Origin of the sequence: Salinisphaera orenii subsp. orenii MK-B5 (assembly GCF_003788635.1) — a bacterium.
GTDB lineage: Bacteria > Pseudomonadota > Gammaproteobacteria > Nevskiales > Salinisphaeraceae > Salinisphaera > Salinisphaera orenii.
In genome coordinates this window covers 159,042-182,070 of the sequence record NZ_AYKH01000034.1, presented here as the reverse complement: position 1 = coordinate 182,070, position 23,029 = coordinate 159,042, and the positions used below count along the sequence as shown (strand labels likewise).

The 23,029-nt window shown below is 67.9% G+C and carries 20 protein-coding genes; 5 read left to right on the top strand and 15 right to left on the bottom strand.

What is annotated here, in order from left to right; genetic code table 11:
• Positions 1-70 precede the first annotated feature (70 nt).
• The 5 genes from SAOR_RS12940 to SAOR_RS12920 all read right to left on the bottom strand — a co-directional run bounded on the left by SAOR_RS12940 (position 71) and on the right by SAOR_RS12920 (position 5,850).
• Complete coding sequence (locus SAOR_RS12940) at positions 71-1,735, bottom strand: long-chain fatty acid--CoA ligase (protein ID WP_123631799.1); 1,665 nt, start codon at positions 1,733-1,735, stop codon at positions 71-73.
• 144 nt (positions 1,736-1,879) lie between these two features.
• Positions 1,880-2,683 (bottom strand): 5'/3'-nucleotidase SurE, encoded by an 804-nt coding sequence (gene surE / locus SAOR_RS12935; RefSeq protein ID WP_123631798.1) that lies wholly within the window; start codon positions 2,681-2,683, stop codon positions 1,880-1,882.
• A gap of 62 nt (positions 2,684-2,745) precedes the next feature.
• The gene (locus tag SAOR_RS12930; protein WP_221179989.1) at positions 2,746-3,825 is read right to left on the bottom strand and encodes a phosphotransferase; all 1,080 of its coding nucleotides are present in this window, start codon (positions 3,823-3,825) and stop codon (positions 2,746-2,748) included.
• Between the two features lie 2 nt (positions 3,826-3,827).
• The gene (locus SAOR_RS12925; protein ID WP_221177877.1) at positions 3,828-4,592 is read right to left on the bottom strand and encodes an SDR family NAD(P)-dependent oxidoreductase; all 765 of its coding nucleotides are present in this window, start codon (positions 4,590-4,592) and stop codon (positions 3,828-3,830) included.
• Between the two features lie 40 nt (positions 4,593-4,632).
• On the bottom strand, positions 4,633-5,850 hold the full coding sequence (locus tag SAOR_RS12920; RefSeq protein ID WP_123590807.1) for an acyl-CoA dehydrogenase family protein: 1,218 nt from the start codon (positions 5,848-5,850) through the stop codon (positions 4,633-4,635).
• Positions 5,851-6,140: 290 nt separating this feature from the next.
• On the opposite strand from SAOR_RS12920, the gene SAOR_RS12915 reads away from it, so the two are divergent.
• Together SAOR_RS12915 and SAOR_RS12910 are read left to right on the top strand one after the other, a co-directional pair.
• The gene (locus SAOR_RS12915; RefSeq protein ID WP_123631797.1) at positions 6,141-7,274 is read left to right on the top strand and encodes a TAXI family TRAP transporter solute-binding subunit; all 1,134 of its coding nucleotides are present in this window, start codon (positions 6,141-6,143) and stop codon (positions 7,272-7,274) included.
• A gap of 13 nt (positions 7,275-7,287) precedes the next feature.
• The gene (locus SAOR_RS12910; RefSeq protein WP_123631796.1) at positions 7,288-7,782 is read left to right on the top strand and encodes a MaoC family dehydratase; all 495 of its coding nucleotides are present in this window, start codon (positions 7,288-7,290) and stop codon (positions 7,780-7,782) included.
• 38 nt (positions 7,783-7,820) lie between these two features.
• Here the strand turns inward: SAOR_RS12910 and SAOR_RS12905 are convergent, their stop codons facing one another.
• Both SAOR_RS12905 and SAOR_RS12900 read right to left on the bottom strand, forming a co-directional pair.
• Positions 7,821-8,279 (bottom strand): PaaI family thioesterase, encoded by a 459-nt coding sequence (locus SAOR_RS12905; protein WP_123631795.1) that lies wholly within the window; start codon positions 8,277-8,279, stop codon positions 7,821-7,823.
• Positions 8,280-8,308: 29 nt separating this feature from the next.
• Positions 8,309-9,151, bottom strand: a complete 843-nt coding sequence (locus tag SAOR_RS12900; protein WP_123631794.1) for an IclR family transcriptional regulator — start codon at positions 9,149-9,151, stop codon at positions 8,309-8,311.
• Positions 9,152-9,790: 639 nt separating this feature from the next.
• Between SAOR_RS12900 and SAOR_RS12895 the strand changes: the two genes are divergently transcribed.
• The 3 genes from SAOR_RS12895 to SAOR_RS12885 all read left to right on the top strand — a co-directional run bounded on the left by SAOR_RS12895 (position 9,791) and on the right by SAOR_RS12885 (position 13,696).
• Positions 9,791-10,978 carry an acyl-CoA dehydrogenase family protein gene (locus SAOR_RS12895; protein WP_123631793.1) on the top strand — a complete coding sequence of 396 codons (1,188 nt, stop codon included), beginning with the start codon at positions 9,791-9,793 and terminating at the stop codon, positions 10,976-10,978.
• A gap of 174 nt (positions 10,979-11,152) precedes the next feature.
• Complete coding sequence (locus SAOR_RS12890; RefSeq protein ID WP_123631792.1) at positions 11,153-12,265, top strand: acyl-CoA dehydrogenase family protein; 1,113 nt, start codon at positions 11,153-11,155, stop codon at positions 12,263-12,265.
• Between the two features lie 228 nt (positions 12,266-12,493).
• Positions 12,494-13,696, top strand: a complete 1,203-nt coding sequence (locus SAOR_RS12885; RefSeq protein WP_123631791.1) for an acetyl-CoA C-acyltransferase — start codon at positions 12,494-12,496, stop codon at positions 13,694-13,696.
• Between the two features lie 41 nt (positions 13,697-13,737).
• On the opposite strand, the gene SAOR_RS12880 is transcribed toward SAOR_RS12885, so the two are convergent.
• From SAOR_RS12880 to SAOR_RS12845, 8 genes are all read right to left on the bottom strand, one after another.
• Positions 13,738-15,177 (bottom strand): DHA2 family efflux MFS transporter permease subunit, encoded by a 1,440-nt coding sequence (locus tag SAOR_RS12880; RefSeq protein WP_245965474.1) that lies wholly within the window; start codon positions 15,175-15,177, stop codon positions 13,738-13,740.
• 13 nt (positions 15,178-15,190) lie between these two features.
• Positions 15,191-16,222: an NADP-dependent oxidoreductase gene (locus SAOR_RS12875; protein ID WP_123631790.1), complete on the bottom strand. Its 1,032-nt coding sequence runs from the start codon at positions 16,220-16,222 to the stop codon at positions 15,191-15,193.
• A 109-nt stretch (positions 16,223-16,331) separates the two neighbouring features.
• The gene (locus SAOR_RS12870; RefSeq protein WP_123631789.1) at positions 16,332-17,504 is read right to left on the bottom strand and encodes an ABC transporter substrate-binding protein; all 1,173 of its coding nucleotides are present in this window, start codon (positions 17,502-17,504) and stop codon (positions 16,332-16,334) included.
• Between the two features lie 76 nt (positions 17,505-17,580).
• A complete protein-coding gene (locus SAOR_RS12865) occupies positions 17,581-18,288 on the bottom strand; it encodes an ABC transporter ATP-binding protein (protein WP_123631788.1) in 708 nt (235 codons plus the stop codon).
• The gene (locus SAOR_RS12860) at positions 18,275-19,039 is read right to left on the bottom strand and encodes an ABC transporter ATP-binding protein (RefSeq protein WP_123590798.1); all 765 of its coding nucleotides are present in this window, start codon (positions 19,037-19,039) and stop codon (positions 18,275-18,277) included. The genes SAOR_RS12865 and SAOR_RS12860 overlap by 14 nt, the downstream gene beginning before the upstream one ends.
• Positions 19,032-20,075: a branched-chain amino acid ABC transporter permease gene (locus tag SAOR_RS12855; RefSeq protein WP_185015678.1), complete on the bottom strand. Its 1,044-nt coding sequence runs from the start codon at positions 20,073-20,075 to the stop codon at positions 19,032-19,034. The genes SAOR_RS12860 and SAOR_RS12855 overlap by 8 nt, the downstream gene beginning before the upstream one ends.
• A complete protein-coding gene (locus tag SAOR_RS12850; protein ID WP_123631787.1) occupies positions 20,075-20,938 on the bottom strand; it encodes a branched-chain amino acid ABC transporter permease in 864 nt (287 codons plus the stop codon). The genes SAOR_RS12855 and SAOR_RS12850 overlap by 1 nt, the downstream gene beginning before the upstream one ends.
• Before the next feature lie 86 nt (positions 20,939-21,024).
• A complete protein-coding gene (locus tag SAOR_RS12845; RefSeq protein WP_123631786.1) occupies positions 21,025-22,701 on the bottom strand; it encodes a long-chain fatty acid--CoA ligase in 1,677 nt (558 codons plus the stop codon).
• Between the last annotated feature and the right edge of the window lie 328 nt (positions 22,702-23,029).

Here is a 23,029-nt window from a genome sequence, read left to right as displayed (position 1 = left end):
TAAACCAGAACGACCCTGCGGATCAATTTTTCGAAATCTTGTTTTACCAAGCAGAACAAACACTGTGCGCTCAGGCGTCGGCCGAATCGGCCCAGGCCTGTTCCTGCAGATGCCGCCACATGACCTTGCCCGTGGGCGAGCGCGGCAGCGCCTCGCAGAGTTCGATCTCGCGCGGGACCTTGTAGGCGGCCATGTTCTCGCGACACCAGGCCAGGATCGCGGCTTCGTCGGCGCTCGCCTCGGCCTCCAGCACCACACAGGCCTTGACGCTCTCGCCGCGGCGCGGGTCCGGCGTCGAGATGATGCAGGCCTCGCGAATGTCGGGATGGCGATACATCAGCGCCTCGACCTCGGCCGGCCAGACCTTGTAGCCGGAGGCGTTGATCATCCGCTTGACGCGGTCGACGATGAAGAAATAGCCATTCTCGTCGTAATAGCCGATGTCGCCGGTCCGGAAGAAGTCGGCGCCGTCGAGCGGGATGAAGGCCTCGGCGGTCTCGGTCGGCCGGTTCCAGTAGCCGGCGAAGACCTGCGGCCCGCGAACCACGATCTCGCCGACCTCGCCGACGCCGAGCTCGGCCTGGGTGGTGGTGTCGACGATGCGCGAGTCGACGTCGAACACCGGCACGCCCAGGCACTGGGCGCGGGGCGCGTCGACCGGATTGATATGGGTCGCCGCGATGGTCTCGCTCAGACCGTAGCCCTCGATATAGCGCAGGCCGGTCAGCTTGAACAGTTTCTCGGAGACGGCCTCGGGCATGGCCGCGCCGCCGCCGCCGATATAGGTCAGGCTGGAGAGATCGAAACGCTCGATCTCCGGATCCGAGAGCATGTCGATCGCCATCGTCACGATGTTGGTCCAGCGGCGGATGCGATAGCGCTGGATCAGCTCCGCGGCGGTACGCCGGTCCCAGCGCGTCATGATGACCACCGTGGCACCGGCGTAGATGGGCGCGTTCATGCCGTTCTGCATGCCGGTGACATGGAAGTACGGCAGGCTGGCCAGCGTGACCGTCTCCGCGGTGCCGCTGCCCCAGACCACGCTGTGCACGGCCGTGGCCATGACGCTGGCATGCGTGTGCATGCAGCCCTTGGGCTGGCCGGTGGTGCCGGAACTGTAGGGCAGCACCGCCAGATCGTCCGGGGCCGCGGTGTGCGGGCCCGGTTCGTGGCCGGCCGCCAGCGCGTCGCGCCAGGCGGTCACGCCCGCGGCCGTCGGCGCCTCGAACGGGGCCACGACCTCCGTCGGCAGATCCAGATCCGTGGCCCGGGTGGCGTACTCGCTGTAGGCGGTGACGATGATCTCGTCCAGCCGGTCCGCCGTGCACAGCGGCTGCACGTCGGCCAGGCGCTCCTGGCCGCAGATGCACAGCGACGCGCCGGTGTCGTCGGCGTAGTGTTCCAGTTCCGCGGCGCGGTTCATCGGGTTGACCGGCACCACCACCGCGTCCGCGCGCAGGATCGCGTAGTAGGCCACCACGTACTGCGGCGCGTTCTGCATGTAGAGCAGCACCCGGTCGCCACGGGCCACGCCACGGGCCTGCAGATAGCCGGCGAGTGCCAGCACCTGGCGCTCGAGCTCGGCGTAGGTCAGCGGCGTGTCGTAGTAAATCAGCGCATCACGCGCGGGATAGCGCAGCGCCGAGATCGCGAGATTCGTGAACAGGCTGGTCTGCGGCAGCGGCAGATGATGCGGCAGGCGATCCGGCCACACCGCATGGTGCCGATCGAACATGGCGTGCGGTCTCCTCGTCGTCCAGCAAACCCGGGGGCTCCTGGTGCGGCGCGCCGGGCCGGGCGGTGCTTGACTTTCGCACCGCCGCCCCGGCGCGTCAACGGTTTTCGAAATACTGTTTCAATTTTTCGCGTATCGACGCGGTCAGGCGGATTCGGCCGCCGGCCGCAGCCGATGCTCGCCTTCGGCCGCCGCGCGCCGGAACAGCGCTTCATCGCAGCGCGTGCCGTGCAGCGGCATGGCCGAGACCCAGTGATCGCGCAGGGCGACCACGTCGGCATCCGCGGCGCTGATGGCACCGGTATCGCGCTCGAAGCTCAGCCAGTGATAGGCCAGACCGCGGCCGTCGGCGCCGGCGATGAGCTGCGGCGCCCGGATCGCCCCGCCGACCTGGCGGGTGAAGCGCAGCCCGCGCACGCTCTCGACCGCCTGCATGGGGAAATTGACGTTCCAGCAGCAGCTGCCGTCGGCCGACCGGCGCGCCGCGAGCGTCTCGATCGCCGGCACCGCGAAGGCACGGGTGACCGCGAAGTCGACCGCGCTGCGGGCGTGGAATGCCTGGCTGAGCGCGATCGCATCGATGCCCAGGTGGTTGGCGGCCAGGACCGCCCCGACCGTGCCGGAGTACATCACCGAGTCGGACAGGTTCGCGCCCCAGTTGACCCCGGAGAGCACCAGGTCCGGCGGCTCGTTGGCGAAGAACTCCGCCATCGCGTACATCACGCAGTCCGCGGGCGTGCCCGACACCGCATATCGGCGCTCGCCGTAGCGTGACAGCCGCAGCGGCTGGTGCATGGAGATGCCCTGACCGACGCCGCTCTGGTCGCCCAGCGGCGCGATGGTCCAGACTTCGTCGGCCAGCGCGGCCGCGATCCGCTCGGCCTCGACCAGGCCGGGGGCGTCGATGCCGTCGTCATTGGTCACGAGAATGCGCGGAAAGGCTGTCATGGAATCACGCGGTTGATGGCTGCCCGGCGCAGCCTACCCGATCGCCGCCGTACACCGCGCCCTCAGTCATGGCTTTTCGCGACCGCCCAGCCGCGCTCGGCGATCAGCCCCGCGCGTCGACCCACGGTCAGCGCATCGCGGTTGCTGGCGTTGCCGGCCAGGGCCCGGGCGTAGACGCCCTGGAGAATGGCCGCCGTCCGGAACAGGGCGAAGGCCACGAATACCGGCCAGTCGTCGATCGACCCGAGACCGCGACGCTCGCAATAGCGCGCCAGCTGTTCGGCCTCGGTCGGAATGCCGGCCGCGGCCAGGTCCAGCCCCTCGATGCCACGCACGCCCTCGACCCCGTGCGGCAGATAGTAGGGCATGCAGGCGTAGGCGAGATCGGCCAGCGGGTGACCGATGGTGGCCAGCTCCCAGTCCAGGATCGCGGCCACGCGCGGTGCCTCCGGCGCCAGCAGCAGATTGCCGATGCGGAAATCGCCGTGGGCGATGGCGGGCGCGTCGTCGGCGGGCACGTGATCGGCCAGCCAGGCGCCCAGGGCATCCATGTTGGCGTCGGTTTCGGTGGCCGAGGCCTCGTACTGGCTGCGCCAGCGCCGGATCTGGCGCTCGACGTAGCCGTTCGGCCGGCCGAAATCGGACAGGCCGACGGCCTCGACGTCCACGCCGTGCAGCGCGGCCATGCTGTCGATCAGCGCGTGATAGACACCGCCGCGGTCGTCGGGGTCCAGCGCCGGCAACGCCGGATCGCCGAACACCCGCCCGGGCACGTAGTCCATGACGTAGAAGGGCGTGCCGATCACCGCGGCATCGTCGCAGTAGCAGTGCATGGTCGGCACCGGCACACCCGACGCGTCGGCCAGCGCCGCCATCACCCGGTATTCGCGGTCGATGCGATGGGCGGACGGCAGGATCTCGCCCGGCGGCTGCTTGCGCAGCACGTAGTGGCGCGGATCGGCCGCCGTGCCGGTCTCGATGAAGAACGTGGGATTGGACTGGCCGCCCTGGAACTGCGACAGCCTGAAGGTCTCGCCCAGCAGGCCGTGCGACGCCAGATAGGCACGCAGCGCGGCCTCGTCGAAGCGGTGCGCCTCGCGCACCGGGACCAGCTCGGGCGCACCGCCGTCGGACACCGCCACGGTCAGCTGATGGTTTCGCCGCCGTCGGCGACGAGGGTCTGGCCGGTGACGTAGGCGCTGGCGTCGGTGGCCAGAAACACCGCCACGCCCGCGATGTCGTCGGGCTCGCCGATACGGCGCACGGGCGTGCGCTGCTCGGCCTGCTCGAGACGTTTCGGATCCTCCAGCAGCGCCTTGGCGAAATCGGTGCGCACCAGACCCGGCGCGATCGCGTTCACGCGGATGTTGGACGGGCCCCACTCGACCGCCAGATTGCGCACCAGGGCGGCCTCGGCGGCCTTGGACACGCCGTAGGTTCCGATCACGGTGTTGCCGCGCAGACCAGCGATCGACGACAGCACGATGACGCGACCGCCGCCGGCCTCGGCCATCTTCGGCAGCACCATGTTGCACAGCCAGAACGTGCCGCGCACGTTCGTTTCCATGATCTTGTCCCAGGCCTCGTCGGTCATGTCCGCGGTGGGGCCGTAGACCGGATTGGTCGCGGCGTTGCAAACCAGCACGTCGATACGGCCGTAGGCCGCCAGGGTGGCGTCGACCAGGCCCTGCAGCTGCGCCTTGTCACCGATGTGGCAGGCCACCGCGATCGCCTCGAAGCCCTCGTCGCGCAGCTCCGCCGCGACCGCCTCGCAGGCCTCGGCCTTGCGGCTGGAAATGACCACCTTCGCGCCGTGGGCGGCCATCTGGCGCGCGATGGCGCGGCCGATGCCGCGGCTGGATCCGGTGATCACGGCCACGCGATCCTGCATGTCGAACAGATTCATCATCGAGAACTCCTCTTGTTGTAGCTGGCCGCCGGGCAGTGCGTCACTGCGCGGCCGCGCTCTGCTGCGCACGCAGCTCGAGCTTGGCGATGGTGTCCAGATGCACCTCGTCGGGGCCGTCGGCCAGACGCAGGGTGCGCACGTTAGCCCAGGCCGAGGCCAGGAAACTGTCCTGGCACACGCCCATGGCCCCGTGCGCCTGGATGGCCCGGTCGAGCACGCGCAGCGCCATTTCCGGGGCGATCACCTTGATCATGGCGATCTCCTGACGGGCGGCCTTGTTGCCGACCTCGTCCATCATCTGCGCGGCGTTGAGCGTCATCAGCCGCGCCTGGTCGATCTCGATCCGCGAGCGCGCGATCTCCTTGCGGATGGAGTCGAACTCGGCCAGACGACGGCCGAAGCTGACGCGCTCCTCGACGCGGGCGCACATCGCCGCCAGCGCCCGCTCGGCGACACCGATGGTGCGCATGCAGTGATGGATGCGTCCCGGCCCGAGCCGGCCCTGGGCGATCTCGAAACCGCGGCCCTCGCCGAGAATGAGATTGTCGGCGGGCACGCGCACGTCGTCGTAGTGGATCTCGGCGTGGCCCTTGGGCGCGTGGTCGTAGCCGAACACGTGCAGGGGCCGCTCGATATTCACGCCCGGCGTGTCCAGCGGCACCAGGATCATCGACTGCTGCTGATGCTTGGCCGCCGACGGATCGGTCTTGCCCATGACGATGGCGATCTTGCAGTTGCTGGCCATCGCGCCCGAGGACCACCACTTGCGGCCGTTGATGACGTAATCGTCGCCGTCGCGCCGGATCTCGGTCCGGATGTTGGTCGCATCCGAGGAAGCCACGTCCGGCTCGGTCATGGAGAAACAGGACCGGATCTCGCCCTCGAGCAGCGGCGTGAGCCACTGGCGCTGCTGGGCCTCGCTGCCGTAGCGCGCCAGGACCTCCATGTTGCCGGTGTCCGGCGCGCTGCAGTTGAACACGATGGGCGCGATCGGGCTGCGGCCCATGATCTCGCAAAGATGGGCGTAGTCGTAGTTCGACAGCCCGGCGCCGTACTCGCTTTCCGGCAGGAACAGATTCCAGAGCCCTTCCGCGCGCGCCTTGGCCTTGAGCTCGTCGAGGATCGGCGGCGGCGTCCAACGATCCGTCGCCTCCGCCTGCTGACGCGCGTGGACCGCCTCGGCGGGATAGACGTGCGCGTCCATGAACGCGAGCAACTGGGAACGCAGCGCTTCGGCGCGCTCGGATAGCGGCAGCATGGGCAATCTCCTGTGCAGAACGCATGCCGGGCCGCCGCGGGAGTCCTCCGGCGGCCGGTCGGTTGTTGTAGTCGGCAGGCAACCTGACACAGGCGCCCCCGGTCGTCAATTTTGTAAAACGCAGTTTCATCAAGGCGCGGCCGAGAGCACGAGGCCTCCAAAAAGGCCCGGCCGATCGTTGCGCCCAGCCCGTATCTTGCAACCGCCTACCGGGTACTGTATACAGCACGAACGAGATGCCGACAGAGCATCCGATTTCCAGAACGATCCAAGCGAACCGGAGGAGGTTCATGATGCGGGTATTTTCCCGGCCGCTCATCGCGGCCGCATTGGCGACGTGCGCGTTCGCCAGCCATGCTGCAGACGACGACACGCTGCCCTCGACGATGATCTGGACGGCCTACAACGTCGGCTCCGCGGGCTATGCCAACGCCTCGGCCGTGGCGGATGCCTTCGGCAAGGCCTACGGCACGCGCATCCGGATCCAGCCGTCGAGCACCGCGATCGGCCGGTTGCGGCCGGTGGTCAACGAGCGCGCCGACCTGGGCTTTCTGTCCTCCGGCACCTTCTTCGCCACCGAGGGCATCATCGACTTCGCCGATCGCGAGTGGGGTCCGCAGGACCTGCGCGTGATCGCGGGCAAGGCCGCGGCCTTCGGCATGCCGACCGCGGCCGATGCCGACATCGAGACCATCGGCGACGTCCGGGGCAAGCGGCTCGCCTACGTCGCCGGCAATCCGTCGGTCAACGTCAAGTGCGATGCGGTGCTCGCCTTCGCCGGCCTCACCCGCGACGACGTCGACCTGCGCATGTTCCCGACCTACACCGCGGCCATGAGCGCGCTCAAGCAGGACAAGGCGGATGCCACCTGCACGCTGACCACGCCGAGCCTGATGTACGAGCTGGCGGAATCGCCGCGCGGCATCCACTGGCCCGAGATGCCGGCCGCCGATAAAGAGGCCTGGGACCGGGTGACCCGGATGGCGCCCTACGCCAGCCCCTACACCGAGACCGTCGGCGCGGGCGTGTCCGAGGACGATCCGGTCGAACTCATGGGCTATCGCTACCCGCAGATCGTGGTACGGGCCGACACCAGCGAGGCGCGGGTCTACGAGATCATCAAGGCGCTGGACGAGACCTTCGACATCTACAGCAACGTCAGCGCCGCCATGCCGCGCTGGGACCTCGAAGAGGCCGGCCACGCGCCGATGGGCGCGCCCTTCCACCCCGGCGCGATCCGCTATCTCGAGGAGAAGGGCATCTGGACCGACGAGGATCAGGCCTGGAACGACAAGCGGCTGAAGCGGCTCGAGGCGTTGCAGTCGGCCTGGAAAGAGACCGTCGAGGCCCATCCCGACGCCTCCGAAGAAGCGTTCGCCGAGGCCTGGGCCGAGCGTCGCGCCGCGGCCATCGAGTCCCTTTGAGCGGCAGCCGCCCATGACCCGCTCGCCCGATCCGGACTTCGACCCCGCCGGCCACGACACCACGCCGCAGCGGTGGTTCGAGGATTTCCGGATCGGCGAGCGCTATCCGCTGCCGGGCCGGACCGTCACCGAGGCCCATTTCGCCGCCTTCCAGACGCTGTCGGGTGACAATCACCCGATCCACTACGATCGGCCGTTCTGCCGGGCCCACGGTCACCCCGACCTGCTCGCGCACGGATTGCAGGTCCTGTGTTTCACCGCGGCCGGCGCGGGCACCTTCCCGGCCGAGGTCGGCGAGGCGCTGATCGCCTTTCTGGAGCAGTCGTCGCGCTTTCTCGCGCCCGTCTATCCCGGCGATACGCTGTATCCGGCCCTGACCGTTGCCGAGCTCGTGCCGCAACGCCGGACCGGCGTGCTCGTGATGACCAGTACGGTGCACAACCGCGACGGCTTACGCGTGCTCGACGGCCGTCAGCGCTATCTGCTGCGTCGACGCCCGCCAGCCTGAACGCGCCGCGACGCCGGTCACGCGCGTCACCGCGTCGTTCAGTCCTCGACGGGCACGCCCTGGCTGTCCTCGCTGCCCGAGCGCAGTCGGAAGGTGCCCTCGCCCATCGCCAGCAGCCGCTCGTCGGCCGCGACGATGTCGACGCTCGCGTTGAAGATGCGCCGGCCGCCGGCACGCCGCCGCGCGATCGCCCGGATGTAGCCGAGCCCGCCCTGGGCGGTGTAGGTGGTGGTCATCGACAGGGTGATGACCTTGCGGATACGACCCGGATAGGGGCAGTAGCTGCCGGCCGCCGAACCGGCGATGTCGAGCAGCGAAGCGAGAATGCCGCCGTGAATCACGCCGGACAGGTTCAGGTGCTTGTCCTGCACCTGCATGCCCAGCACCGCGCGTTCGGGCGTCCATTCGAGAAACTCGAAGCCGAGCTCGAGCGCGAAACCGCGGTCATAGCGCGCGGTGGCGTGGTCCAGGGAGAAAGCGGCGGCGGTGTCGGTCATGGCAGTGTCGATCGTGGAAATGGAAACGGTTACGCCCGCGTCGTCAGGTCGCGATTACCGGCGCCGTCGGCGCCATCGACCAGCTGTCGAACCTGTCCGACCATGTCGCGCAGCCGCGGGCCGAGGTTTTCACTCATCACGCGCTGGGTCAGGCGCAGGGCGGAGCCGCTGCAGCCGAACGAGACCACGCGATAGCCGTTCTCGAGCACCAGCGGCACGCCCACGCCGCTGACCTCCCGGCTCCATTCGCCCTCGGTGATACAGAAACCGTCGCGCTCGTAGTCGGCGAAGGTGCGCTCCAGACCGCGCTCGATCCGCGGCCATTCGGCCGGCTCCTCGGCGCGGATCAGCGCGTAATAGGGCTCGCGCTGCTCCGGCGTCAGGGCAGCGAGAAAGGCCCGGCCGATCGAGGTGTGCGCGATCGGCACGCGCGAACCCGTGCTCATGCGCAGGATCAGCGGCCCCGGCCCCTGACAGGTCTGGGTGTAGGTCATCTGGATGCCTTCGGCGACGCCGATGGCGATGAAGCAGTCGGTCGCATCCGCGAGCTCCTGCATCAGCGGCCGGGCGATCGTGCCGACGCCCTCGCTGGCCAGATAGCGGTAGCCCAGATCGAGCACCCGCGGGCCCAGGCGATAGCGCTCGATATGCGGCATGTAGACCAGATAGCCCAGCTGCATGAGCGTGGCCGTGAGGCGCGAAACCGTCGGCCGCGGTATGTGCGTACGCTTGGCCAGCTCCGCGTTGCCCAGATACTCGTCCGCGTCGCCGAAACAGCGCAGCAGTTCCAGGCCCCGCGCCAGCGCGGTGACGTAGTTGTGGTTCTTCTTGTTGTCTTCGGCCTGGGCCGCATCCGGATTGCTTCGCTGCATTCACCCCACTCCTGCACTCGGCGCCGCCGAACGGCTACGCCGTGGCGGACTCGACGAGCCGCCGCCTGTTGCCTGGCGGAACACTACGTACAAATCGAGCCACTCGCCAGCGGTCGTCGATCGTGTTCGTCGGCTCCGGCGCTGGGACATCGCCGCGGCCACGGCCCACGTTTCTGATTTTGTAGTCTTAATACTGTCAGAAAAACAAAACGGCGTTTTGGTTATTTCTGTTGTTATCTGCACTTAAATTCTGCTTTGCAGAATCGTATTCCTTGATGCGTATTCAGCCGCGCCACTCCGGTCGTCGAGCCGGCAAAAGTGATCACGCCCTCGATCGGACGCTCGTAATCATCGCTGCACGGCGGCGGTCGATGATCAAGGCCATCGCTTAGCGTCTTCCCGACGAGTCGACATGACCGATGCGCCCCTGCGACGCCGAATGCATACTATTCGGTATACAGTACACTTAAATTGATCGCCCTGCGTCGCGGACCGGCCGCTTGGCGGTCGTATCGGGGCGCAGGGCCGCAACGATCACGAAACCACCGGATCCAGTGCGCGACCGCCACCTTCTTGACGCGCGCAGACGCGATTAAACATACTTTTTGAAATACTATTTCAAAAATGACGGAGGAGATCATGGCCGAGCTCGAGGCCTGGCGCATGGACGTGCGCGACTGGCTGGCCGCCAACTGTCCGGATGCCATGCGCGAACCGGTCCGGTCGGCCGACGATCACGTCTGGGGCGGCCGGCGCTGGGTCTTTAGCTCCGAGGCCCAGCGCCTCTGGCTGGAGCGCATGGCCGCGAAGGGCTGGACCGCTCCCGAATGGCCGGTCGAATACGGCGGCGCCGGCCTCTCGCCCGAGGCACACGCGGTTCTTCGCGAGGAGATGGCCCGCATCGGTGCGCGCACGCCGGTCAGCAACTTCGGCTTCTGGATGCTCGGCCCCGCCCTGCTCAAGTTCGGTTCCGAAGCCCAGAAGCGGCGCCACCTGCCCGCGATCGCCCGCGGCGAGATCCGCTGGTGCCAGGGCTATTCCGAACCGGGCGCCGGCTCCGATCTGGCCAGCCTGCAGACCCGCGCCGAAGCCCATGATGATCATTTCGTGGTCAACGGCCGCAAGATCTGGACCTCCTACGCCGACCGCGCCGACTGCATGTTCTGCCTGGTGCGCACCGATCCGGACGCCCGCAAGCAGGCCGGCATCTCCTTCCTGCTGCTGGATATGGAAAGCGAGGGCGTATCCACCCGCCCGATCCAGCTGATCTCCGGCGAGTCGCCCTTCTGCGAGACGTTCTTCGACGATGTCTCGGTCCCGCAGGAGAATCTGGTCGGCGAGCTCAACCAGGGCTGGACGATAGCCAAGTATCTGCTCACCCACGAGCGCGAGAACATCGGCGGCGAACCGCCGGGGCTGCTCAAGGGGCGCGATCTCGGCGCGATGGCACTGGCCGCGATCGGCGCCGACGCCGAGGGCCGCATCGACGAGCCATCGCTGCGCCACGACATCGCCGGCCTGGAGATCGACGCCATGGCCTTTCGCGCCCTGGTCGACGACGTGCGCGCCCGGGCCGAGGCCGGCCAGGGCGTCGGCGCGCGCTCGGCAATGCTGAAGTACTACGGCACCGAACTGAACAAGCGCCGCTACGACCTGATGATGGACGTCATGGGCGCGGAAGCGCTCGAGTGGGAAGGCGAACGCACCCACGGCGGCCAGTACGCCCGCGAGTGGCTGCGTTCGAAGGGCAACTCGATCGAGGGCGGCACTTCGGAGATCATGCTCGACATCGTGGCCGCCCACGTGCTCGAACTGCCGCGCGGCTAGGACAACTCGCGATGCCATCGACACCGCGCGAGCGACCCGCCGTGAGTCGGCCCGGCAGGCAGGCACGACGACGCCGACCGGCGCGTCGATCGCCCACGCCCCGCCGCACCGGTGCCGCGAGCCCCGCCCCGCCGCGGCCACACGACAACTGACCGGGCCCTGGAGACACCCACCATGCTGCTCAACGACGACCAAAGCATGCTCGCGGATCTGGCCGCGCGCCTGTTCACCGACAAGGCCGACCCGGACACCGTCCGCGCGATCCGCGACGGCCGCATCGACAGCGGCTACGACCAGACGCTGTGGCAGGCCATGGGCGAGGCCGGCCTGACCGGCATTCTCGTGCCCGAGGCCCACGGCGGCATGGACTTCGGCCTGGTCGGGGCCGGGCTCGTGGCCCGCGAGGCCGGCCGCCGGCTGGCGATGACGCCCTATGTCTCCAGCGCCGTACTCGCGGCCACCGCGCTGGGCGCGGCCGACGACGACGCCCTCCGGGCGCGCTGGCTACCCGCCCTCGCCGACGCCCGCGCGATCGCCACCCTGGCCTGCGACGAGGGCCGCCATCACCGCCCGCATGATCCCGCCACCCGGGCCGTGGCCGGCGGCGACGGCGGCTGGCATCTACAGGGCGAGAAGACGCTGGTCAGCGACGCCGCCGAGGCCGATCTGCTGCTCGTGTCCGCCGACGACGGCGACGGCGACGGCGACGGGCCGTGCCTGTTCGCGGTCGAGGCCGGCGCGGCGGGACTGACGATCGAGTCGACGCCGCTGCTCGACAGCCGCAGCTGCGCCCGCATCACGCTGGACCGCACGCCGGCGCAGCCGCTCGGCGCGGGGCGGCCCGCTCTCGACGCCAGCCTGCGCGCCGGCCGCGCGGTGCTCGCCGCCGAACTGGTCGGTATCGCCCGCGAGGTGTTCGCACGGACGCTCGGCTATCTGCACGAACGCCGCCAGTTCGGGCGCGCCATCGGCAGCTTTCAGGCCCTGCAGCACCGCGCCGCTCATCTGAGCGTGGAGATCGAGATGGCCGAGGCGCTTGCGTTCCGAGCGCTCGAGGCCTGCGACCGCGACGAGCCGGGCGCCGACGCGATGGTCCCGGCCGCCAAGGCCAAGGCCGCCGCCGTGGCCCGCGTGGCAGCGGCCGAGGGCGTGCAGATGCACGGTGGCATGGGCATGACCGACGAGTTCGACATCGGCCTGTTCATGAAACGGGCGCGCGCCGCCGGCCACACGCTCGGCGGCGATCGCTACTGCACCGATGCCTTCGCCCGCGCCCGCGGATACTGAATTGCGCCGCCTCCGACCGATCGGCCCGGCTCGCGACCGGCCACGATACGCCCGGCGCCGATCGTTGCGCGCCCGATTGCGCGCCGGCGCGTGGCACGATGACCGAGACCCGGCCGCGGGCCGTCGCGGTGCCAGCCGGCTGCGGCCCCGAGACCACCCGAACCCGCCCACCGGCGGCATCGACACCGCGTTCGTGCCGCCGCTTCCGATGCATCAATGAGGAGTCCCATGCGACAAGCCGTTATCGTTTCCACCGCCCGCACCCCGATCGGCAAGGCCTATCGCGGCGCGTTCAACGACACCCAGGCCCAGGCTCTCGGCGGCCACGCCATCGAGCACGCGCTCAAGCGCGCGAAGCTGGAGGGCGAGAACATCGACGACGTGATCATGGGCGCCGCCCTGCAGCAGGGCGCCACCGGCCAGAACGTCGCCCGCCAGTGCGCGCTGCGCGCCGGCCTGCCGACGTCCGTGCCGGGGATGACCATCGACCGCCAGTGCGCTTCCGGCCTGATGGGCATCGCCACCGCCGCCAAGCAGATCGTCAACGACCGCATGGACGTCATCGTCGGCGGCGGCCTGGAGTCGATCTCCCTGGTCCAGAACGAGCACTACAACCGGCACCGGGCCCGCGACCCGTGGCTGGTCGACCACCGTCCGGACATCTACATGTCGATGCTGGAGACCGCCGAGGTCGTGGCGGACCGCTACAACGTGTCGCGCGAGGCCCAGGACGAGTACGCCTATCAGTCGCAGATGCGTACCGCCGCAGCGCAGGAGGCCGGCCGCTTCGACGACGAGATCGTGCCCCTGACCACGGTCAAGAAGGTCATGGACAAGGAGACCGGCGAGGTCCATGACGAGGAGGTCACCCTCGACAAGGACGAAGGCAATCGCCCGAGCACGACGCTGGAGGGCCTGCAGCAGCTCAAGCCGGTGTTCAAGGACGGCATGGAGGTCGCCGAGGGCCGCTTCATCACCGCCGGCAACGCTTCGCAGCTGTCCGACGGCGCGTCGGCCAGCGTGCTCATGGAGGCCGCCGAGGCCGAACGCCGCGGCCTCGAGCCGCTGGGCGCCTATGTCGGCATGGCCGTGGCCGGCTGCGACCCGGACGAGATGGGCATCGGCCCGATCTACGCCGTGCCCAAGCTGCTCGAGCGCTACGGTCTCAAGGTCGACGACATCGGCCTCTGGGAGCTCAACGAAGCGTTCGCCAGCCAGTGCCTGTACTGCCGCGATTTCCTCGGCATCGATCCGGACCTGTACAACGTCGACGGCGGCTCGATCGCCATCGGCCATCCCTACGGCATGTCGGGCGCCCGCATGACCGGCCATGCCCTGATCGAGGGCAAGCGCCGGGGCGCGAAGTACGTGGTGGTCACCATGTGCGTGGGCGGTGGCATCGGCGCCGCCGGCCTGTTCGAGGTCTTCTAGCGATCCGGCGGGCGCGACGGCCAGACGCCGTCGCGCCGCACTCAGCCGGCGTCGCGCCGGCGCGAACGGCGCATATGGGCCAGCGGCCAGAACGCGAGTGCGAACAGGCCGGCCAGGGCCCAGAACGCGGCGTCGAAGCCGGCCTCGTGGGCGGCGGCGCGGCTGACCGCTGTACCCGCATGCAGCTGCGCGTCGTTGACGTACTGGGCCAGCACCGCACACAGGTTCACCCCCAGCGCGCCGCCGAACTGGCGTCCGAAATTGATGATGCCGGAGCCGCGGTCCATCGCGGCCCCCTCCAGCAGGCGCAGGCTCGCGGTCGTCACCGGCGGCATCATCGCGCCGATGCCCACCCGGGCCAGCGCGGCCCAGGCGATCAGCCAGACCGCGGCCGTGGTCCCGCTGCTGGCCACGAGCAGCACCGTCGCGCCGATGAACAGGCCCAGCCCCGTGGCGATCACCGCGATCGACGCCCGGCCGTCGCTGAGATGACCGGCCAGCGGAAACACCAGCGCCATGGCGATACCCGCCGGCAAGAGCATGAAACCGGCCGCCGTCGGGCTCATGTGGGCGGCCTGCTGAAAATACAGTGGGGTGAGATAGGTCGTCGCGAACAGGCCCGCCCCCATCACGATCGACAACGCGAAACCGGCCCCGAAGCCCGGCGCCCGGAACAGCGCCAGATCGAACAGCGGCTCCGCGGCCCGGCGCTGACGCAGGACGAACGCGACCAGCAGCAGCGGCCCGCCCACCATGCCGGCCAGCACCAGCGCGTCGCCCGGTCCGCGACGCTGAAGCGCGGCCAGCATCCAGAGCGTGGCCACCATGCCCGCCGCCAGCAGCACCACGCCCGGCCAGTCGAGCCGGCTGCGGGCGGTACCGCCGTGGGCGGGCAGAAAGCGCCGGGCCATGCCCAGGGCGAGCACGCAGGCCGGCAGCACCACGAAGAAGGTCGCCCGCCATGAGATGGCATCGACCAGCACGCCGCCCAGCGCCGGCGACACCGCCGGCCCGAGGATCACGCCCATGCCGTAGATGCCCATCGCCTGGCCGCGGCGCGCCACCGGAAACACCTGAAAGATCACGATCAGCGCATGCGGCTGAATCATGCCCGCGGTCAGCCCCTGAACCGCGCGCGCGGCCACGAGGACGGGGAAATGTCGGCTCAGGCCACCGACCAGCGAGGCCGCGATGAAGACGCTCATCGCCAGCGTGAAGGCGCGGCGCGACCCCAGCCGCGCGATCGCCCAGGCGTTGAGCAGCATGCCCACGGTCATGGCCGCCAGAAACGCCGTGACCAGCCACTGGGCCTGGTCCTGGGCGACGGCGAAACGGGCCATGATCGCCGGCACGGCGACGTTGATGATGGTCGAGGCCAGCACCACGGACAGGGTGCCGAGCATGACCGTGACGGTCGCGTACCAGCGGTAGGCCGGCCCGTGGCGGGCGAACAGCCGATCGACCGCGAACGCCTCGCTCACGGGCGTGGTCCGGTCAGCCGCGGGTCGGGTCGTCGCTGACGCGGATCAGCATCTTGCCGCGGTTGCGGCCGGACAGCAGTCCCTGGAAGGCGTCGACCGCATTGTCCAGGCCGTCGACGATGTCCTCCTGATAGGTCACCCGGCCCTCGGCCACCCAGGCGCTCATGTCGCGCTGGAAATCGCGGTGGCGGTGGCGATAGTCGAACTGGATGAAACCCTTGATCAACAGACGCTTGACCAGCACCTGGCCCATGAAGCCGGGCAGCCGATCCGGCCCGGGCGGGGCCTCGGTGTCGTTGTAGTGCGCGATGCGGCCGCAGACGGGCATGCGGGCGAAATCGTTGAGCCGCGGCGCGACGGCATCGAACACCGCGCCGCCGACGTTCTCGAAGTAGACATCGATCCCGTCGGGCGTGGCCGCGGCCAGCTGCGCCTCGAAGTCGTCGTCACGATAATTCACACAGGCGTCGAAGCCGTAGGCCTCAACCACGTGCCGGCACTTGTCATCGGCACCGGCCACGCCGACCACCCGCGCGCCGCGGATCTTGCCGATCTGGCCGACGACCTGGCCCACCGCGCCGGCGGCCGCCGAGACCACCAGCGTCTCGCCCGATTCGGGCCGGCCGATCTCGTCGAGCCCGACATAGGCGGTGAAGCCGGTCATGCCGAGCACGTGCACGGCGGTGGTGATGGGCGCGACCTGCGGATCGAGCCGGCGCAGGGCCTTGCCGGGCTGGACCGAATAGTCCTGCCAGCCGCCGTGTGCGAGCACGTAGTCGCCGGCCTCGAAGTCCGGATGCCGGGAGACGTCGACCCGGCCCACGGTCGCCCCTTCCATGACCGCGCCCTCGGCCACGCTCGCGGCATAGGACTTGGCCGCGCTCATGCGTCCGCGCATGTAGGGGTCCAGGGAGAGATAGATGGTGCGCACCCGCACTTCGCCCTCGTCGGGCTCGGGAACGGCGCCCTCCTGCATCACCAGGTTGCTGTCGTCGGGCATCCCGGTGGGCCGGCGGGCGAGGATGATCTGTCGGTTCACGCGCATTGCTGCGTACTCATGGCTGCGGGCGGTCGCCGCCGGACGGCGATCGCCGATCACTCAACGAAAAGGAGCACCCGCAGGTGCTCCTCGTCGATCCTTGCTACGGACGCGTTCAGTCGTCGTCCTTGAGATCCGAGATGCGGCGGAGCTCGATCTCGCCGTCGACCACTTCGGCCACCTCGGCGTCGATGATCAGATCACCGTCGTCGCTGATCTCCTGCACATCGTAGGGATTGTACTCGGCCGGAAGGTCCGCCAGCGCTTCGGGAATCGCCTTCCGGATCGCGATCGGGTCGTCGACGGTGCCCGCCTGTTCAATCGCCCGTGCGACCAGATGCATGGCGAAGTAGTTGTAGGCGGTCTCCGAGGTCGCGACGTTGTCGTGCTCCTGCTTGTACTTCTCGACGAAGTCCGCAGCACCCGGGTTGTCCGAATGCGCGAGCGGGGTGACGCCCACCGCGCCCTCGACCGCGTCCATGCCGCCGGCCACGTTGGCGACCTCGTCGATCTTGGCCTGATCCATGACCACGAAGCCGCCCTCGAAGCCGAGTTCACGGGCCTGGCGCACCACCAGACCGGTGGGCTCGGAGGCTCCGCCGACGAAGAGCACGTCCGGGTCAGCCGACAGCACCTTACTCACGCCGGTATAGAAGTCCGCGGACTTGTTGTAGTCCATCGGGTTGCTGGCCACGACCTCACCACCGGCCTCTTTCCACGCCGGCACGAAGGCCTTGGTCCAGTACTTGGCATAGTCGTGGGTGGCGTTGGCCACGCCCAGCTTCTTGCCGAAGCGTTCCATCGCGATCTTGGTGAACGGTTCGACGTAATCGGTGAAGTTCGGCGGAATCTTGACCGTGAGCTCATTACCCTTCTCGGTCACCGAGGGGATCGAGGTGTAGGACATGATCAGAAAGCCGTCGCGCTCGTTGAAGGCCTGCAGCGCGAAGGTGCCGCCCGAATGCGGCGTGAAGACCACCGGCGTGTTGGACTGCTGGACCAGACGCTTGCCGTTGACCGCGGCACGGCTGGGCGAATACATGTCGTCGAGACTCTCGATGTTGATCTCGTACTGCGTGCCGTCGACGTCGATGCCGCCGTCGGCATTGATCTCCTCCACGGCCATGCGCAGACCCTCGAGCGTGTTCTCGCCGTAGAGCGCCGCACCGCCGGACAGTGGCCCGGTGAAGCCGATATTGACGGTTTCGGCGGCATGCGCTCCGCCGGCGAGGCCCATGGCCAGGGCGGTGGCCGCCGCCACGCGACGAATTGTCTTGGTGAATGTCATCTCTGATCTCCCCCTCTCTATCCAGGGTTGGTTGTGTACAGCGGTTGATTCGATACGCGCGCTCGGCCGGCCGGCATCAAGCGCCGATATAGGCCTTGCGCACGGCTTCGTTGCCGAGCATTTCCTCGCGGTCGCCCTGCATGGTCAGGCGGCCGTTCTCGATCACGTAGGCCCGATTGGCGATCTTGAGCGCGGCGTAGGCGTTCTGTTCGGCCAGCAGGATCGTGGTGCCTTCGGCGTTGATCTGCCGCACCGTCTCGAAGACCTGCTTGACCACCAGCGGCGCCAGACCGAGCGACGGCTCGTCGAGCATCAGCAGCTTGGGCCGGCCCATGAGCGCACGCCCGACCGCCACCATCTGCTGCTGGCCGCCGGAGAGCGAACCGGCCGGCTCGTCCTTCTTCTCGTCGAGAATCGGGAACATCGCGAGCACCTGCTCCAGCGTCTTGTGCATGCCGGCACGATCGCGCCGATGCACATAGCCGCCCAGGCGCAGATTCTTGAGCACGGACATGCTGGGAAAGAGCTTGCGCCCCTCCGGGCACTGGACCACGCCCGCGGCGACCAGCGCCGAAGGTTTGCGCCCGGTCACGTCCTTGCCGTCGATGCTGATACGCCCGGCGGCCGGTTTCATCAGGCCGCTGACGGTGTTGAACAGGGTGGTCTTGCCGGCGCCGTTGGCGCCCAGCAGCACCACCAGCTCGCCGGGCTCGACCGACATCGAAATGCCGTCCAGCGCCTTGAAACTGTCGTACTTGGCGTCGACGCCCTCAAGCTTCAGCATCTTCCTTCCCCAGGTAGGCTTCGATGACGACGGGATCGTTCTTGACCTCGTCCGGCGTGCCTTCGGATATCTTCTCGCCGTGATCGAGCACGATGATCTTGTCGGCGATGCGCATGATCATGTCCATCTTGTGCTCGATCAGGCAGACGGTGACGCCGTGCTCGACCATCTTGTGGATCAGGTTGATGAGCCCGTCGGTCTCCTCCGGGTTGACGCCGCCGGCCGGCTCGTCGAGCAGCACAAGCTCCGGGTCGGTGGCCAGCGCCAGCGCGAAGGCGACGCGCTTGCGCTCCTCCTGACTGGTGTCGGCGATATAGCGATGGCCGATATGCGACAGGCCCACGAACTCGAGCGTCTCCGCGGCCTTTTCTCGGCAGCGCTTCTCGTCCGCCTTCAGGCGCCTGGAATTGACGATGACGTCCCAGAGGTTCGAGCCGGTGCGCAGCCGATGGCCCACGATGAGGTTGTCGAGGACCGTGGATTCCTCGAACAGCATCGTGGTCTGGAACGTGCGCGCGACCCCGAGACGGGCGATCGCATCCGGCGCCTCGCCGGCCAGGTTCCGGCCCTTGTACTCGATCACGCCCTCGGTCGGCGCCATCGCGCCGGCCACGAGATTGAAGAACGTCGTCTTGCCGGCGCCGTTGGGACCGATGATGGCGTTGATCTGATTTGCGGGGAACTCGACGCTCACGTCGTTGACCGCGGCGAGACCGCCGAAGCGCTTGGTGAGGTTGCGGATATCAAGCATTGTTGCGCGCTCCCTGCGATTGATCGGCGGTCGGCTCCGACCCACCCGTACGAGAAGCGCGGTCGCCGCGCGGGGCCTGGCGTGCCAGGCGGCGTCCACGCCAGCTCAGGAAAGTGCCCACAATCCCCTTTGGAAAGAAGATGACCAGCAGCACCAGCAGCGGCCCGAACACGATCATCCGATACTCCTCGAGCCCCTGCACCGCCTGGGTGAGCCAGGTCACGATGAGCGTACCCGCGAGCGGTCCCATGAGGGTGCCGAAGCCGCCGACCAGCAGGTAGGCGATCATGTCGAAGGTGTGGATGAAGTTCGCCTGCTCCGGACCGATGAAGCGCACCACGCCGGCATAGAGCCCGCCGGCGAAGGCCGCGTACACGGTGGAGATGACGAACGCCAGCACCTTGTTGCGCATCAGGTTGATGCCCAGCGACTGGGCCAGATCGTCGCTGATGCGGATCGCGCGGAAGGTTCGCCCGAGCAGTGACTCTGAAATCCGTCGCGTGATCCATATCGCGAACGCAAGAAAGGCCAGCACCAGATAGTAGAACGGCACAGTCTGGGTGAAGTCGACCAGGCCGAAGCCCTCCGGCGGCGAGATGCTGATGATGCCAAGCGAGCCGTGGGTGAGTTCCTCCCACTTGTCGATCAACAGATAGATGATGTAGCCGACGGACAACGTAAAGATGGCGAAATAGTGCTCCTTGAGCCGCAGTGACACCACGCCCACCAGAAGACCAAACACCGCACCGAACACGCCCGCCATCGCAAACGCCGGCCAGAAGGGCCAACCGTGGTCGACGGTCAGGATCGCGACTGCATAGGCGCCGATGGCGAAGAAGCCGCCGTGGGCCAGATTCAGCTGCCCGCAGTAGCCGGTGATGATGTTCATCCCGTAGACCGCGATGGCCCAGACAAAGGCCAGCGCCATCACGTAGACGAGATACTCGCTCGTGACCACCAGCGGGAACACAATGGCCAGGGCCAGCAGCAGCCAGCGCATGGTCGAACTCAGGAAGAAATCGATGGCGCGGTTCATCAGCGGACCCCCTTGGTGAACAGGCCGGTGGGCTTGATCGACAGGATCACCACCAGCAGCACGAAGGCGATCACGTCCTTGTAGGTGCTCGAGATGTAGAAACCGCCGAGCGCTTCGGCGAAGCCGATGATCAGACCGCCGATGATCGCGCCCGGAATACTGCCCATGCCGCCGAGAATGATGATCACGAAGGCCTTGAGCAGTACCAGATGCCCCATCGCCGGATAGACGAGGTTGATCGGAGCGAACAGACTCGCGGCGATCGCGGCCAGCGCGCCGGCGATCGCGAAGGTCATCATCGCCACCCGGTTGGCGTCGATCCCGACCAGGAAGGCGCCCTCGCGATTCTGCGCCATGGCGATGATGGTCAGGCCGGTCATCGTCTTTTTCAGATACAGATGCAGCGCGCCCATGAGCGCGAACGCGCCGCCGATGATCAGCAGGCGCTGGACCGGCAGCGTGAGCTCGCCCAGGCGCAGGATCTCGTTATAAGGCGTGGGTATACGGCGGAAGTCCGCCCCCCAGTGCATCTGCACCACCGCCTCGAGAAACAGCAGGATGCCGATGGCCGCGATCTTGTCGTGAATCGGCGGCGCGTGACGCAGCGGATGAAACACCAGCCGCTCGCAGAGGACCGACAGCAGCGCCACCACCGCGGCCGCGGCCACCATGGCGACCCAGTAGTTCAGGCCGAGCTCGACCATGGCGAAGTAGCACACGTACGCGCCCACCATATACAGCGCGCCGTGGGCGAAGTTGGGCACGTGCAGAATGCCGTACACCAAAGTCAGCCCCAGGGCCACCAGGCCGTAGATGCTGCCCAGCGTCAGGCCGTTGAGGATTTGCTGTATGAACAGTTCCAAGCTCGATTCTCCTCCGGTTCACGACGATGGCGCCCGCCGGCGCCTCGCATCGTTATCGTGGCCGCGACGAGCGCGGCCGCATGCCTCTAGGCCGGAGCGCCAGCACCGCTGTTGTCGTATTCAGCTTCCTGGAGCGCCCGCCACATCACCTTGCCCGTGGCCGAACGCGGCAGGGCGTCCCGGAACTCCACCGCCCGCGGCACCTTGTAGGCAGCCATGGTCTGCTGGCACCAGGCGATGATCTGTTCGGGCGTGACCGGGTCGGCGCCCTCGGCCAGCACCACGCAGGCCTTGACGGTCTCGCCGCGCCGCGGGTCCGGAGTGCAGATCACGCAGGCCTCACGGATGGCCGGATGGCCGTACATCAGCGCCTCGACCTCGGCCGGCCACACCTTGTAGCCGGAGGCGTTGATCATCCGCTTGACGCGGTCGACGATGAAGAAATAACCCTCCGCATCGACATAGCCCAGATCGCCGGTGCGGAAGAAACGGGCACCGTCGAGTTCGATGAAGGCGGCCTCGGTCTCGTCCGGCCGATTCCAGTAGCCGGAGAACAGCTGCGGGCCGCGGCTGACGATCTCGCCAACCTCGCCGACCCCCAGCTCCGCGCCGGTATCCACGTCGATGATGCGCGAGTCCACATCGAACACGGGAATGCCCAGACACTGCTTCTTGGGCGCATCCGGCGGGTTGATGTGTGTGGCCGCCATCGTCTCGGACAGACCGTAGCCCTCCATGTAGCGAAGCCCGGTGAGCGCCATGAGCTTGTCGGAGACGGCCTCGGGCATCGCCGCCCCGCCGCCGCTGATGTTGTTCAGGCTGGACAGGTCGTAGCGATCGATCTCGGGGTCGGAGAGGAGATCGATGGCCATGGTCACGATGTTGGTCCAGTTGGTCACGCGATGGCGCTCGATCAGGCGGGCCGCGGTGCGTCGATCCCAACGCGTCATCAGAACGATGGTGGAGCCGCCGTAGATCGGCGAGTTCATCGCGCCCTGCATGCCCGTGACATGAAAATACGGCAGCGTGGCGAGGGTGACCGACTCCGTGGTGCTGTGCATCCAGTGGGCCCCGTGCACGCAGGTCGCCATCACCGAGGCGTGCGTGTGCATGCAGCCCTTGGGCGCCCCGGTGGTGCCCGAACTGTAGGGCAGCACGGCCAGATCCTGGGGCCCGGCGGTGTGTGTTCCGGGCGCGTGTCCGGCCGCGATCGCCTCTTGCCAGTCGGTCACACCGGCGCGCTCCAGGGCGCGGCGCGGCGCGGCGACTTCGGCCGGCAGGTCCAGGTCGGTGCGCGGGTCGATGTAGTCGCGATAGGCCGTCACGATGACGTCGGTCAGGGCCTCGGTGCCCAGCAGCGGCTCGATCGCATCGAACAGCTCCTGGCCACAGAGACAGACCGCGGCCTGCGTGTCGGCCAGATAATGGCCGAGCTCGGCCGTGCGGTTCATGGGGTTGACCGGCACGACCACCGCGTCCGCGCGCAGGATGGCGTAGTAGCCGATCACGAACTGCGGTGCGTTCTGCATGAACAGCAGCACGCGATCGCCGCGGACCACGCCGAGATGCCGGAGATGCCCCGCCAGCGCCTCGACCTCGTCATGCAGTTCGGCGTAGGTCAGAACGCGACCGTAGTAAACGATGGCCGGCTGATCAGGATACCGGCGCGCCGATATCTCGAGATTGGTGTACAGGCTCGTTCTCGGCAGACTGAGATGCCGTGGCAATCCCGCCGGCCAAGCGGACACGTGACGCTCCGCCATCGCGACTCTCCTCCTCATATCGACGATGGGCGGGCTGTTGTTTTATCGGGTCGCAGTGCCCGGGCCGCCATCGCTGGTTATGCTTGTTTCGATCAAAGCTGCCACGCCACCCCACGGGCGTCAACTGTATTTTGAAACCGCATTTCACTTCCCGAATCGGTGTCTCTCGCACAAGACACTCACACCGACAACAGTCGCTGCATCTTGCAAAAGAGCGTTTCAGGCGCGTTATCGTCGTTAGATCAGCACCGTCGGGCCGACCGGAGACAGTCGGCCAGCGTCAGTCGCTGTCTCGAAAGCATCCGATGGCGTACGGGGATCGCCGCGG